General features: G+C 59.9%; 12 protein-coding genes. 8 read left to right on the top strand and 4 right to left on the bottom strand.

Going from position 1 to position 13,372, the window contains the following annotated elements:
• Window positions 1-62: 62 nt before the first annotated feature.
• On the bottom strand, window positions 63-1,442 hold the full coding sequence (hglS, locus tag ALO64_RS07170; RefSeq protein ID WP_044345081.1) for a 2-oxoadipate dioxygenase/decarboxylase HglS: 1,380 nt from the start codon (window positions 1,440-1,442) through the stop codon (window positions 63-65).
• A gap of 23 nt (window positions 1,443-1,465) precedes the next feature.
• Window positions 1,466-2,713 (bottom strand): 2-aminoadipate transaminase, encoded by a 1,248-nt coding sequence (locus ALO64_RS07175; protein WP_044345077.1) that lies wholly within the window; start codon window positions 2,711-2,713, stop codon window positions 1,466-1,468.
• 253 nt (window positions 2,714-2,966) lie between these two features.
• Here ALO64_RS07175 and amaB point away from each other — a divergent pair, with 253 nt between their 5' ends.
• Entirely contained in the window at window positions 2,967-4,457 is a 1,491-nt protein-coding gene (gene amaB / locus ALO64_RS07180; RefSeq protein ID WP_005733799.1) for an L-piperidine-6-carboxylate dehydrogenase, read from the top strand.
• A gap of 42 nt (window positions 4,458-4,499) precedes the next feature.
• On the top strand, window positions 4,500-5,786 hold the full coding sequence (gene amaA / locus ALO64_RS07185) for an L-pipecolate oxidase (RefSeq protein ID WP_002554364.1): 1,287 nt from the start codon (window positions 4,500-4,502) through the stop codon (window positions 5,784-5,786).
• A 12-nt stretch (window positions 5,787-5,798) separates the two neighbouring features.
• Here amaA and ALO64_RS07190 read toward each other — a convergent pair whose 3' ends face one another.
• Window positions 5,799-7,172, bottom strand: a complete 1,374-nt coding sequence (locus ALO64_RS07190; RefSeq protein ID WP_005733800.1) for a sensor histidine kinase — start codon at window positions 7,170-7,172, stop codon at window positions 5,799-5,801.
• Entirely contained in the window at window positions 7,169-7,831 is a 663-nt protein-coding gene (locus ALO64_RS07195; protein ID WP_002554362.1) for a response regulator, read from the bottom strand. The genes ALO64_RS07190 and ALO64_RS07195 overlap by 4 nt, the downstream gene beginning before the upstream one ends.
• A gap of 168 nt (window positions 7,832-7,999) precedes the next feature.
• On the opposite strand from ALO64_RS07195, the gene ALO64_RS07200 reads away from it, so the two are divergent.
• The 6 genes from ALO64_RS07200 to ALO64_RS07225 all read left to right on the top strand — a co-directional run.
• The gene (locus tag ALO64_RS07200) at window positions 8,000-8,263 is read left to right on the top strand and encodes a PepSY domain-containing protein (RefSeq protein ID WP_002554361.1); all 264 of its coding nucleotides are present in this window, start codon (window positions 8,000-8,002) and stop codon (window positions 8,261-8,263) included.
• A complete protein-coding gene (locus ALO64_RS07205) occupies window positions 8,263-8,808 on the top strand; it encodes a cytochrome b/b6 domain-containing protein (RefSeq protein WP_004660667.1) in 546 nt (181 codons plus the stop codon). Before ALO64_RS07200 ends, ALO64_RS07205 begins: the two co-directional genes overlap by 1 nt.
• A 38-nt stretch (window positions 8,809-8,846) precedes the next feature.
• Window positions 8,847-10,145: a sialidase family protein gene (locus tag ALO64_RS07210; protein WP_044345078.1), complete on the top strand. Its 1,299-nt coding sequence runs from the start codon at window positions 8,847-8,849 to the stop codon at window positions 10,143-10,145.
• Window positions 10,142-10,762, top strand: a complete 621-nt coding sequence (locus ALO64_RS07215) for a hypothetical protein (RefSeq protein ID WP_044345079.1) — start codon at window positions 10,142-10,144, stop codon at window positions 10,760-10,762. Before ALO64_RS07210 ends, ALO64_RS07215 begins: the two co-directional genes overlap by 4 nt.
• A gap of 10 nt (window positions 10,763-10,772) precedes the next feature.
• Window positions 10,773-12,806, top strand: a complete 2,034-nt coding sequence (locus ALO64_RS07220) for an LTA synthase family protein (RefSeq protein WP_044345080.1) — start codon at window positions 10,773-10,775, stop codon at window positions 12,804-12,806.
• Window positions 12,807-13,156: 350 nt separating this feature from the next.
• The coding region (locus ALO64_RS07225; RefSeq protein ID WP_162232062.1) for a biliverdin-producing heme oxygenase at window positions 13,157-13,372 on the top strand (216 nt) is incomplete at its 3' end.

Here is a 13,372-nt window from a genome sequence, read left to right on the forward strand (position 1 = left end):
AAACCCGGGGCGGTTCAGTACGGATAATTCAACTATCGTGCAGCCCCTGTCGCTCTCACTAATTAGTAGGCGGGACTGCTCAGTTCCAGCGCCCTGGCGCATTCCTCCAGTGAGCGCCGCTGGGTGTCGGCATACAGGTCCAGTTCGTTGAGCGTCCCGCGTCCCAGTGCCTGCTCGAAATCCTGCTGATTCGAATTCGTCGCGTAGTGCGCCTGTGCGTTATCGCCCAGGTTGGACTGGAAAATGCCCGCCGCACTGACCGGCAAAAAGTCTTCGTACACCAGTGGCTCGAAGCGCACATGACCTGCGTCGACAAGCTGTTCCAGACTGCCGGATGCATGCTCGGCAATACCTGATTCGGTCGGGAAATAGCGGAAGTAGGCCAGGCCCTGCCTGCGCATTTCAGCGTGGCTGTCCGGAAACGCCTCGAACGTGTTTTCCAGCAGTTCGGCATAGCGCAGGGCATTCGCCTCATTGGGGAGCTCACCCAGCGCGTCGCGGGCCTTGTTCAGCAGCCGGTCATACAGCTCGCGACCTTTGGGGGTCAGTGCAGCGCCACGCTGTTCGATCTCGCCGAAGCGTGCCGAGTGGCTGCCCGACTGACCAATGAACGTAATGGGTTCTTCAAGCGCCTTGAAGCTGGTCTGGCGCAACAGAATCGGACACTGGCGACGCGGTGGCCCTTCAACCACGGCCTTGGGCGTGATGCCTTTGCCGGGCATGCCGCTTTGCACCGCATCGATGTCAAGCGTGCGCGGGGTGAGGTGGTTGATGTGCGGGCCACGAAACGCCACCACATCAGCGATCAGGCGATGCTGGACGTTGAGCTTCTGGTACTCGTCAAGCGAGACCGTCGCCGTGTTATGCCAGCGAAAGGTTTCCAGCGCCTGCTGAATGAACTCGGCAGCGTCGGGCTCGCTCAACCCGCCGTCTGTCTCATGCTTGTCGATCAACGCCAGGGCACCGGGCGTGAAGATCCTGCGCTTGGCCAGCACCTGACTGGCAAACTCGCGCAGGCTGTCACTCTCGATCAGTTCCAGGCGCAGCAGTGAGGTAAACACCCGAAACGGGCTGACCTGCAACGCCTGTTCATGCACGGCACGAAACGCTGTGGAGTGAACCGGCACACCGGCTTCGGTCAGGTCGTAATAACCGACCGGCTGCATGCCCATCACCGCAAACAGGCGGGCGAGGGTGGCCAGTTCCTCAGCCGTACCGACGCGGATCGCGCCATGGCGTTCCATGTCCAGCCGCTGGATCTCGCCGGTCTGGCGCAGGCTGTTCAGCACCTGGCTGTCGCGGCTCATGACCTGCGCATTGACCTCGCTGACCAGCCCCATCAGCGTGCCGTACAGCGGCACTTCGTGCTGGTACATCTGCGACATGGCGCGAGAAAAGCCCGCGCGGATCTGTTCCGGGTCGGCAAAGCGTGCAGTGCTCATCAGGATGGTTTTTCCGTACGTGTTCAAGCCAGCGCTGCCAGGCAACGTTCGAAAATATCCAGCCCTTCGTGCAGAACATCGGGCTCGATGGTCAGCGGGATCAGCAGGCGGATGATGTGCCGCGACTTGCCGCTGGGCATCAACAACAGGCCAGCGTCCCTCGCTGAGGCCAATAGGTCGGCAAGCTGCCGGGTCCCGGGCTCGCCATCCGCTGTGATCAGTTCGATGCCGCGCATGCAGCCTACGCCGGTCAACCTGCCCAGGTACGGCGACAGCTTGCCTGACTGCCAAGCGTTGTAGCGCGAAACAATGGCGTTTTCCTGCTGTTCACCCCAAGTGGATAAATTGGCATCAGTCATTTGTGCCAGCGAGGCCAGGCCCGCAGCGCAGCCAATCGGGTTGCCGGAATAGGTGCCGCCGAGCCCGCCCTTGGGCAGGTTGTCGAGCAAATGCTTGCGACCGACCACGGCGCCCAGCGGAATGCCGCCTGCGATGCTCTTGCCCAGCAGAATAAGGTCCGGCTCGATGCCCAGGCGGCTGAACGCAAAGCGCTGCCCGGTACGGCCGAAACCGGACTGAATTTCGTCTGCGATCAACACGATGCCATGTTCATCGCAGAACGCTCGCAGCGCCTGAGCAAAATCCGCCTCCATGGCCAGAAAGCCGCCTTCACCCTGCACCGGTTCAAAGATGATGCAGGCCACATCGTTGACATCGATCTCTACGCTGAACAGTCGCTCCAGTGCCTTTAGCGCCTGCTCGGTGGTCACGCCGTTGTCCTTGCTGGGAAACGGAATGTGAAACACCGGGCCGGGCAGCACGCCGACTTTCTGTTTATAGGGCGCCACCTTGCCATTGAGGTTCAGGGTTGCCAGTGTTCGGTCGTGAAAGCCGCCATCGAAGGCAATCACAGCCGTGCGGCCCGTCGCGCCACGTACGATCTTCAAGGCGTTTTCCGCCGCTTCCGCACCGCTGTTGGTGAGCATGCCGCTGAGCGGGTAACTCACCGGTACGAACTCCGTCAGTTGCCGCATGAAGCGGATATACGGATCGTGAGGCGTAGCGTTGAAGCAATAGTGGGTCAGCTTTGCCGCCTGATCCTGAATGGCCGTGACCACCTGAGGGTTGCAATGCCCCAGATTGAGCACGCCGATACCGCCGACAAAGTCGATGTAGCGCTTGCCGGTGGTGTCCCATACTTCGGCATTGCGGCCGTGGGACAACGTTATGCTGTGGACAAACGAAATGGATTCGCTGATGTGTTCGCTCATCGGCCTGGACCTGACTCCGGGGGATCATGATGGCCTTATCCAAACAAACATCGGGCAACGCTTGCAAACGAAATAAAATCACCGGGTCATTCCAATAATTCCCGATGTAGCGGCTTTCGTTGTTGTTAATGGCAGGCAGTTCATTCCTAAAAGGAATTATGTTTTTCAAAAACGTCGTTTGTGGGTCAGCCCCGAGTGGATCAATACTGGGTTCATCAGTGATTTCCACCGTTTCCATGACAGGAGAATCAACATGGTTGCCGAGTTATTAGCACGTCTGGGCGTGGCGAACAGTGCCCATACACAAGGGGACTATCCGGTTTACACCCCGATTGATGGCAGCCAGATTGCCTCGGTCACGCTTGAAGGCAAGGAGCAGGTCGTGGCGCGCATCGACAGCGCCCACAGCGCGTTTCTGAAGTGGCGCACAGTACCGGCACCGCGGCGTGGCGAGCTGGTGCGGATCTTTGGTGAAGTGCTGCGCGAACACAAGGCTGACCTGGGCGAACTGGTGTCGGTCGAAGCAGGCAAGATCACTCAGGAAGGCCTGGGTGAAGTCCAGGAAATGATCGACATCTGCGACTTCGCCGTCGGCCTGTCGCGCCAACTATATGGCCTGACCATCGCCTCCGAACGTCCCGGCCACCACATGCGTGAAACCTGGCACCCGCTGGGCGTGGTCGGTGTGATCAGCGCGTTCAACTTCCCGGTTGCAGTCTGGGCCTGGAACACCACGCTGGCGCTGGTCTGCGGCAACCCGGTGATCTGGAAGCCTTCGGAAAAGACACCGCTGACGGCTTTGGCCTGCCAGGCACTGTTCGACAAGGCGCTAAAGATTTTCGGCGACGCGCCCGCAGCGCTTGCGCAGTTGGTGATCGGTGATCGTGACGCCGGTGAAGCGCTGGTCGATGACCCGCGCGTGCCACTGATCAGCGCCACCGGCAGCACCCGTATGGGCCGCGAAGTCGGTCCGCGTGTTGCTGCCCGTTTCGGGCGCAGCATCCTGGAGCTGGGCGGCAACAACGCGATGATTCTGGCCCCCAGCGCCGATCTGGACCTGGCCGTGCGCGGCATTCTGTTCAGCGCAGTGGGCACTGCCGGTCAGCGCTGCACCACGCTGCGTCGTCTGATTGTGCATCGCTCGATCAAGGACGAAGTGGTTTCCCGGGTTAAAGCGGCCTACGCCAAGGTGCGTGTCGGTGATCCTCGTGAAGGTAATCTGATCGGTCCGCTGATTGACCAGCAAGCATTTTCGGCCATGCAGAATGCGCTGACCAAGGCGCGCGACGAGGGCGGTCAGGTGTTCGGTGGCGAGCGTCAGTTGCAGGACAAATACCCGAACGGCTACTACGTCACGCCGGCCATTGCCGAAATGCCTGGCCAGAGCGAAGTCGTGCGTCACGAAACCTTCGCGCCGATTCTCTACGTGCTGGCTTACGACGACTTCGAAGAGGCCTTGCGCCTGAACAACGAAGTGCCGCAGGGCCTGTCGTCGTGCATTTTCACTACCGACCTGCGTGAGGCCGAGGCTTTCCAGAGTGCCGCGGGCAGCGATTGCGGTATTGCCAACGTCAATATCGGCACCAGCGGTGCGGAAATCGGCGGGGCATTTGGTGGCGAGAAGGAAACCGGTGGGGGGCGCGAGTCCGGCTCCGATTCGTGGCGCGCCTACATGCGCCGGCAGACTAATACCGTCAACTACTCCCGCGAGTTGCCGCTGGCTCAGGGCATCGTTTTCGACTGATGTGAACCGGGCGCTTATTGCCGACATTGCTGGAGCTTTTCGATGGTGCAGTTTGCTGAAGGCTGTCTGTGGGAACAATTGACTCCGCAACGTCCGGTCAGTCCGGCCTTGATTGGGGACCGAAGCGCCGACGTGTGCATCATCGGCGCAGGTTTCACCGGTTTGTCGGCGGCGTTGCGGTTGCTGGAAGGCGGCAAATCGGTGTGCGTGGTGGAAGCTCATCAGGTTGGTCATGGCGGCTCCGGGCGCAACGTCGGTCTGGTGAATGCAGGCACCTGGGTGGCACCCGATGAACTGGACAAGGTATTGGGCAGTGTCGAGGCCAGCCGCCTCAATAGCGCATTGGGCGCGGCTCCGGCGCTGGTGTTTTCGACTATCGACAAGTACCGCATCGAGTGTCAGGACACCCGCACCGGCAACCTGCACATGGCCCACAATGCAAAAGGACTGGCTGATCTGCGCAGCCGTGCCGAGCAGTGGCAGCGGCGCGGTGCCAGGGTCGAACTGCTGACCGGAAAACCCTGTGAAGACGCCTGTGGCACCGACAAGGTCAGCGGTGCGTTGCTCGATCACCGTGCCGGTACGGTGAACCCGATGGCGTATGTGTCAGGCATGGCGCTCAATGTTGTGGCGCTGGGCGGTCAGTTGTTTGGCGAGTCTCCCGTCAACGGGCTGCAACGCACTGCCGATGGCTGGAAAGTGTCCACCGCCGCGGGCAGTGTGCGCGCCGAGAAGGTCATCATTGCCTCCAACGCCTACACCGAAGGTGAGTGGACCGACGTCAAGGATCACATCTTCGCAGGCTACTACTATCAGGTCGCTTCACAGCCGCTCAGCGGCAGCGAGCAGGCGGGCATTCTGCGTGGCGGGCAGGGTTCCTGGGACACGCGCACGGTGCTCAGCAGTATTCGTCGCGATGCCCACGGGCGACTGGTGCTGGGCAGCCTTGGCAACGCTGGCAATTATCCGCTGTGGTTTATTCGTCAGTGGGCTGATCGCATCCAGCAGCACTACTTTCCCCAGTTGGGTCGGGTTGAGTGGCAGAGCACCTGGACTGGCCGAATCGGTTTCACGCCCGACCATTTGCTGCGTCTGTTCGAGCCTGCGCCCGGCTTGCTGGCCGCGACCGGTTTCAATGGCCGCGGCGTAACCACCGGAACGCTGGTGGGCAAGTGCTTTGCTGATTACCTGCTGAGCAACGACGCAACTGCGCTGCCGGTGAGCTTTTCCAGCAGCAAAAAGGTCTCGGCCAATGGCCTGCGTACGCTGGCTTACGACGCCGGTTTCACGCTGTATCACGCTGGCCAGTGCTTACGCGTGGTGCTCTGAGCCGACTGGCTTTCAAGCCATTCTGCTCTTGATTCGCAGCTCCGCACACAGCCCGCCCTGCGCTGAATTGCGCAGGTGCAGGCTGCTTTCCAGTTTGCGCACGATCATGTCGACGATCGCCAGCCCCAGCCCAGCGCCATTGCTGTGGCCCTGACTGTAGAAGCGTTCAAAAAGGCGTGCTTTCTGTTTCTCGTCGATACCCGGCCCTGCGTCTTCGACTGACAAATGTGCGCTGCCGTCTTCCTGGCGGTTGAGCATCACGCGAATCTCGCTGGCCGGCGGGGCGAAGTTGAGCGCGTTGGTCAGCAGATTCTGCAGTGCGATGGTGATGGCTGATGGGTCGCTGTGGATCACGCAGTCATCGCCCGCCTCGAACACCAGATCGACACGCTTCTCCAGTGCCAGCGGCGTGAGCTCGGCCATTTCCTCGCGCACCAAAGTGTTCAGTTCAAAGGTTTGTAACTGGCTGACTTCAAGACGCGGCTCAAGTCGGGCCATCGTCAGCAACTGGCTGGCCAGACGGGCAGCACGGTCGACGCCGTGCACGAGAAAATCCAGTGCCTCCAGACGCTGTTCCGGGGTTTCAGCCTGGCGGGCGTTCTGTGCGTGGATGCGCAGAATGGTCAGCGGTGTACGCAGTTCGTGGGCGGCGTCGGCGATAAACCGCCGCTCGCGCTCCAGCACGCTTTCGATCTGGGTCAGCAGACGGTTGAGCGCGTGTTGCATGGGTTCGAGCTCTTTGGGCAACGGTGTTACATCGAGCGGCTCAAGGCTTTCGGCATCGCGTTGGCGAATGACCCTGGCCATCGACTGCAACGGGCGCAGGCCCCAGCCGATCGCCAGCCAGATCGCGACCACCAGCAGCGGCACGCCGATCAGCGTCGGCCACAAGGTGTGGCTGACAATGCGCTGAATCAGGTCCTGACGCACATCGTCGCGCTCACCGACCCAGATCAGGAAACCCTGCTGCGGGTCGGCCAGGAGGAAGCCGCACCACTCATGCCCGTTCTCGACCAGATCATGCGAGCCTTCTTCTGCGGGAGGCGCACTGAGCAGCGGCGCTTCGGCCGAACGCACCAAAAGCTCGCCCGACGTGCGCCAGATCTGAAACGTCAGCCGGGTTTCGTACGGATGGGCAACGCCACTGGTGCCGACCCGGCTCATGGCCTGATCGAACGCCTGATAAAGCTTGTCCAGATCCTGCTCACCCGTAGCGCGCTGGCGCAGCACACCCTGCAACAGGCGCGCGCTCTGGGCCAATTGCGCATCGTAGACTTCTTCGATTTCGTGATGGCTGTCGCGCAGCGCGAGCAGGCTTATCGCCAGGTTGCCGAGCAGCAACAGCACCAGCACCGGGACCAGAATGCGCGCGCGTACCGAGGTCATGCCTTGAGCTCCAGCAGGTAGCCGACGCCGCGCACGGTGCGGATCAGTTCGGTGGACAGTTTTTTGCGCAGGTTGTGAATCAACACTTCCAGAGTGTTGCTTTCGACCTTGTCCTGCCAGCCATACAGGGTATTGGACAAGCGCTCGCGGGTGACCACCTTGCCGGGGCGGATCATCAATTGGTGCAGCAGTTGATATTCCATTGGCGTCATCGGCACTTCGCTGCCCTGAAAACTGACCTGCTGCGAAGCCGGGTCGAGGCTGATACCGGCGTGTTCCAGCAACGGCTGCGCACGTCCCTGGCTACGCCTGAGCAAAGCCCGGACCCGGGCTTTGAGTTCATCCACGTCGAACGGCTTGATCAGGTAGTCGTCGGCACCGGCGTCCAGACCGGCAATGCGGTCGGCGGTGCCGTCGCGCGCGGTAAGGATCAGCACCGGCAGGGCAAGCTCTTCGGCGCGCAACTGGCGCAGCAGATCGAAACCGTCCATGCGCGGCAGGCCGAGGTCGAGCAGCAACAGGTCGAAGGGTTCGCTGCGCAGGGCGTGCAGCGCGCTCAGCCCGTCTTCCAGCCAGTCCAGCGTGTAGCCCTCGGTGTTCAGGGCCACACGGATGCCTTGGCCAATCGCACGATCATCCTCGACAAGAAGCAGGCGCATAGGGTTGTGACCAATGAATAGGGTGAGAAGGGCGCCATCATGCCGTCAGCAGGCAGCGTCGCGAAGTGCCGTGTGTCCGGGAAGATGTTACGAGCTGTTGCGTATTAAGCTTTTCCTAAGACTGGTTTCGCACAGTAGCGGCTCCTTAACTGCCTGTGAGTATCTGTCATGCGTAAAGTCCTGCTGGTTTCCCTGTTGCTGGCCAGCCCGCTGGCCCTTGCCGGTCCGCAATGCACCACCGCTGAAAAGTCCCAATGGCAGGATCAGGCCAAATTCCAGGAGCAGCTCAAGGCTCAGGGTTACGAGATCAGCAAGTTCAAAGTGACTGACGGCAACTGCTACGAGATTTACGGCTTCGACAAGGACAAGCGCAAGGTCGAGATCTATCACGATCCGGTCACTGGTAAAGCGGTCAAGACCGAGATCAAGTAATGAACCGGGTTTCCCTGCGCCTGTGGGACCCGCTGGTCAGACTGTTTCATATCTCGATCGCGGGTGTTTTCGTTGCCAATTACTTCTTCAATGAGGCGGGTGACGACTGGCACGTCTGGCTGGGCTATTACGCGGTTGCCTGGCTGGCGGTGCGAGTGGTGTGGGGATTCATCGGACCAGCCAGCGCGCGCTGGAGCGATTTCTGGCCGAGCCCGACTCGCCTGCGTGCGCATGTCCGGTCGCTGATCAACCGGCAGCCGGTACACAGGCTCGGTCATTCTCCGCTCGGTGCGCTGGTCATGGTACTCATGATGGCGCTGATCTTCGGCATGGGCCTGACCGGCTTCCTGATGGAGGAAGTCGATGCCTTGTGGGGGGCTGACTGGCCTTTGCAGGCTCATGAAATTCTCGCCAATACATTGTGTGCCCTGGTAGTGCTGCACATGGCCGCGGCCATCTTCGAAAGCTTTCAAGTGCGTGACAACCTGCCCTTGTCGATGCTGACAGGCAAACGACGTCCGTTACCTGAAGATCGCCATCGCTGAAACCACCTCCTTGCCCTTCATCACAGTGATGCCTCCTGATGCGTGTTATTTCCCAAAACCTGACTGCATGGAGCGCAGGCCTGATTGTTGTAGTGATTTTTCTCAGTGAATGGCTAAGCCATCCACAGCACCGGATATCTGCCTTTGTCGTGAGCGCCGCACCGGTCGATGCTGAAAGTGTGGCACCCAAGGCATCCTACATTTCGCGTTTCGCGTCTTCTGATCTGAACGATTTCGTGCATTCGTCAGCCGTGACGGCATTGCCTGGCGGCGACCTCATGTCGGTATGGTTCGCCGGTTCTCGCGAAGGCGCGGGAGACGTTGAAATACGTACCTCGCGGTTCGATGCGTCCAACGGTGAATGGGGCGGCGAGCAGGTCCTGGCGACCCGGGCGTCCACTCAGTCAGGTACTGGCAAATACATCCGCAAACTGGGCAACCCGGTGATCGCGCTGGCTCCGGACAATCGCCTGTGGCTGTTCTACGTGTCAGTCTCGGTCGGCGGCTGGGCGGGCAGTACCGTCAATGCCATGGTGTCCAGCGATATGGGGGCCAGTTGGTCGCCGCCGTGGCAACTGGTGACATCGCCGTTTTTGAACATCAGCACGCTGGTACGTGGCGCGCCGGTGTTTCATACCGACGGCTCGATCGGCCTGCCGGTCTATCACGAGTTTCTCGGCAAGTTTGCCGAATACCTGTATCTGAGCGCAGATGGCGAAGTCATCGACAAGTTTCGCATCAGCCGCGGTAAAAATTCCCTGCAGCCCACCGTCGTACCGTTGGACGGCCAACGCGCCGTAGCCTTGCTGCGTTATGCCGGCGAGACGTTTCACCGGGTACTGGCCAGCCGTACCGAAGACGGCGGTCAGACCTGGAGCGAGCCGCAACCGCTGACACCCAGCAACCCCAACTCGTCGCTGGCCGCCGTCGGCGTACCGGGTAAGGGCTTGCTGGTGGCGTTGAATGATCTGCGCGAAGGTCGCTTCAAGCTCAGCCTGTACAGCACCGACGAGCAGATGAAGGTCTGGCGGCCGCTGCCGGATCTGGACAAGTCACCCGATCCGCTGGGTACACCGTTTGCCCTGGAAGCCTACAAGGCTGCCATCGGCGAAGGCTTTCGCGCTTCCAGCGGCGCACGTCGCCAACCGATGGAAGCCGAGTTTCTGAGCAATCTGGACCAGCGTGTCTGTTCCGCGCAGGGGTGTGATTTCGAATACGAATACCCGTACTTCATCCGCAGCCCGGACGGCCTGTATCACCTGGTCTACTCGTGGAATAACACCTTCATCAAACATGTCAGCTTCAACGAGGCCTGGCTGGCGGAGCAGCTTTTATGATCGCTTTGGGATTGGCTCATCTGGCGTTTGCCTGGACCCTGTTTGTGCTATTGGCTCCGCTGACCGCATCGTTATGGTGGCGCTGTGGCCTGCTGGCAGCGACCTCGCTGTTGAGCGTTATTTCATTCGACGGTTTGTCGATGGCGTCGTACGCTCGCAGCCTGACCGACGATCTGGCAATCAGCAGTCTGGTGGTGCTGGGCTGGCTGACCTTGCAGCGATTGAGTGTGCTCAGACCGATGGCAGTGTCCCGGCGATGGGTGATGCTGCTGGTGTTCGCTGTGCTGGCGCTGACGTTGTATCCGGCCACGCTGGGTCTGACTTACTTCGACCCCTACCGCTGGGGTTACAATCCGCGACCGATGATCATCATTGTCGCCGTTATCGCGTTGGGGCTGGTCTTGATGCGTAATGCGCTGGCTGTAGTGATGCTGGCTGCTGCGACGCTGGCATTCACATTTCGTATCAAACCGTCGGAAAATTATTGGGATTACCTGATTGACCCGCTTCTCGCCCTGTACTGCTGCGGGGCTTTGCTGAGCCTGGGCATCCGTTTTGTTTATCGCCGGGCAACGGAGTCGCGCCGTTCGGCCACTCTGTCTGCTGGCAATGTCTAGAGGAATGACGATGAGTTGGTTGCAATCGCGACGCCTGCATTATTGGCTGGGCGCGGTCATGTTGGTATTCCTGCTGTCGGCGTTACTGAGGGGGGTGTTTTTCTTCGGATTTTCTGGCGTCGAGCCGGGTGCCCTGTTTACCCATGGCGAGGTTGCGCAGACGCTGGGTATCGGCGTGCGTTTCGACCTGCGTCTGGCGCTGCTGATACTGCTGCCGGTCGCAGTGCTGCTCTGGTTGCCGCGCTGGAACATGGTCAGCCAGCCGGTCTTGCGCTGGCTGGCGCGAGGCTATCTGATTGTTGCGCTGGCTGTTCTGACGATGATTCATATCGTCGACTTTGGTCATTACGCCTATCTCGGGGTCAGGCTCAACGCCAGCGTGATGCGCTATCTGGAGGATGCGCAGATTTCCCGGGACATGCTCTGGCAGACCTATCCGGTGCTGTGGATCACTGCCGGCTGGTTGCTGACCGTTGCAGCGCTTGGCTGGGCGCTGCTCAGGCTTGAACGTGTCACTCTGGACCGCCAGGCCCGGTCGCTCAATCGCTGGTCCGTGGTCTGGGGTTCGGCACTGGTGGTCTGTGCGACCTTTCTCGGTTTGCTGGGCCGGGTCGAGAATCTCAATCTGGAAAATCCCGTACCGTTGCGCTGGAGCGATGCATTCTTCTCCGGCAACAGCCAGGTCGCGGCACTGGGGCTCAACCCGGCGCTGTTCCTGTACGACACGCTCAAGGTCTCCCAGTCCCACTTCGATGAAGCCCAGGTGCGCGAGCACTATGAGTCGGTCGCGCGCTATCTGGGTGTCCAGCAGCCAGATGCGCAGGCCTTGAACTTCAAGCGTCACCAGCCTGTGCAGCCTTACCGAGTGCGCAGCGAGCGGCCGCCGAATGTCATGTTCGTCATGCTTGAATCACTGGGCACCAGTGCTGTCGGTGCCTACGGCAATCCGCTGAACCCGACGCCGAATCTGGACCACCTGGCGACTCAAAGCTGGTTCTTCAAGCACTTCTATGTGCCGGTGACCGGCACCGCAAAAACGGTCTGGGCAAGCATCACCGGGGTGCCTGATGTGACCCGGCAGGAAACGGCCACGCGTCATCCGCTGCTGACGCGTCAAAACACCATCATCAATGACTTCAAGGGCTACGAGAAGCTGTACATGATTGGTGGCAATTCCGGTTGGGCCAACATGAACGCGTTGATCCGCCGCAGTATCGATGACGTGCGCCTGTACGATGAGCGCGACTGGAAGTCGCCGCAGGTGGATGTGTGGGGGATTTCCGACCTGGATCTGTTCAAGGAGAGCGACCGGATTCTGCGCGCGTTGCCAGCTGACAAACCGTTCTTCGCCTACATACAGACCGCTGGCAATCACCGGCCATTTACCATCCCCAAAGACAACGATGGTTTTCAGGTCAGCGACAAGACACTGGAGCAGGTCCAGGCCGCCGGTTCGCGAAGCGTGGAGCAATACAATGCGGTGCGTCTGCTGGACTTCAATATCGGTCGGTTGATGGAACTGGCCAAGGCGGGCGGTTATTACGAAAACACCATCTTTGTGCTGTTTGGTGATCACAACACACGCATTAGCCAGATCCCGCATATGGCCCCGGCGTTCGAACAACTGGGGCTGGAGAGCAATAACGTTCCGCTGTTGATTCATGCGCCCGGCCTGCTGGGCACCCGGGTAGTCGATGACGCGGTCGGCCTTGCGGATCTACTGCCGACACTGGCGGGAATGACCGGTATGCCATTCACCAGCGGCACTATGGGCCGTGACATTCAGCAGCCCGCCCCCGAAGGCGAGCGTGTGGTGCCGTTGGTACTGCGTGAAGGCACGTTCCCGCTGATTGGCGGTGTTACCCGTAACTACCTGCTGCAAATGGAGCACGATGGCAGTTCGCCCACGCTTCACGATCTGTCTTCCTCCACGCCGCTGGATAACGTCGCCGAGCAGAACCCGCAAGAGTTCGAGCGGCTGCATGACCTCACTCGCGGTCTGCATGAAACCTCGCGAATGATGCTGTATCAGAACGTGCGTTGATCACCCGAACCGCGCCAGGCGCAGGATATTGCGCAAGCCTATGGTCAAGGCCGTATGCTTGCGTAATGATGGCATCTGTATTTGATGATGTTAAAGTGCTTGCCAATGTGAACCCTGCACGGATTAAAGACGTACATGGCGCTGTTTTCGACTATCGTCACCAGTCAAGAGCAAGTTCTTCGGGCGGTATAAATAGCTGACCGAGACACTGGCTATTTTTCTGGTGGATTATGGTATTTCATCGCTAATACCGGAAAAAACTGTCGGATTTTGCTTCGAATCTGTATTTTGGCGGCCTGTTTTCGCTCGGATGCGTTTTTTGTCTATTGCACACTCAAGAGCCTTCCTGGATGCCGGCAAGTTTTTCATGTGTTACCCCGCCGAAACTGCTTGATGCACTGCGTGCTGAAACGAGTCAGCTTCACGTTAAGCTCGAAAAACGCATGCCGTTTTTTTCACCCGCGCTGGATCATGCTCTTTACCTTCGCTTGCTTAAGGCTTATTACGGCTTTTATGCACCGCTTGAAGCTGCATTGCACGACAGTGCCTTGATGCATAGGAATTTC

Source organism: Pseudomonas meliae (genome assembly GCF_001400515.1).
Lineage (GTDB): Bacteria > Pseudomonadota > Gammaproteobacteria > Pseudomonadales > Pseudomonadaceae > Aquipseudomonas > Aquipseudomonas amygdali.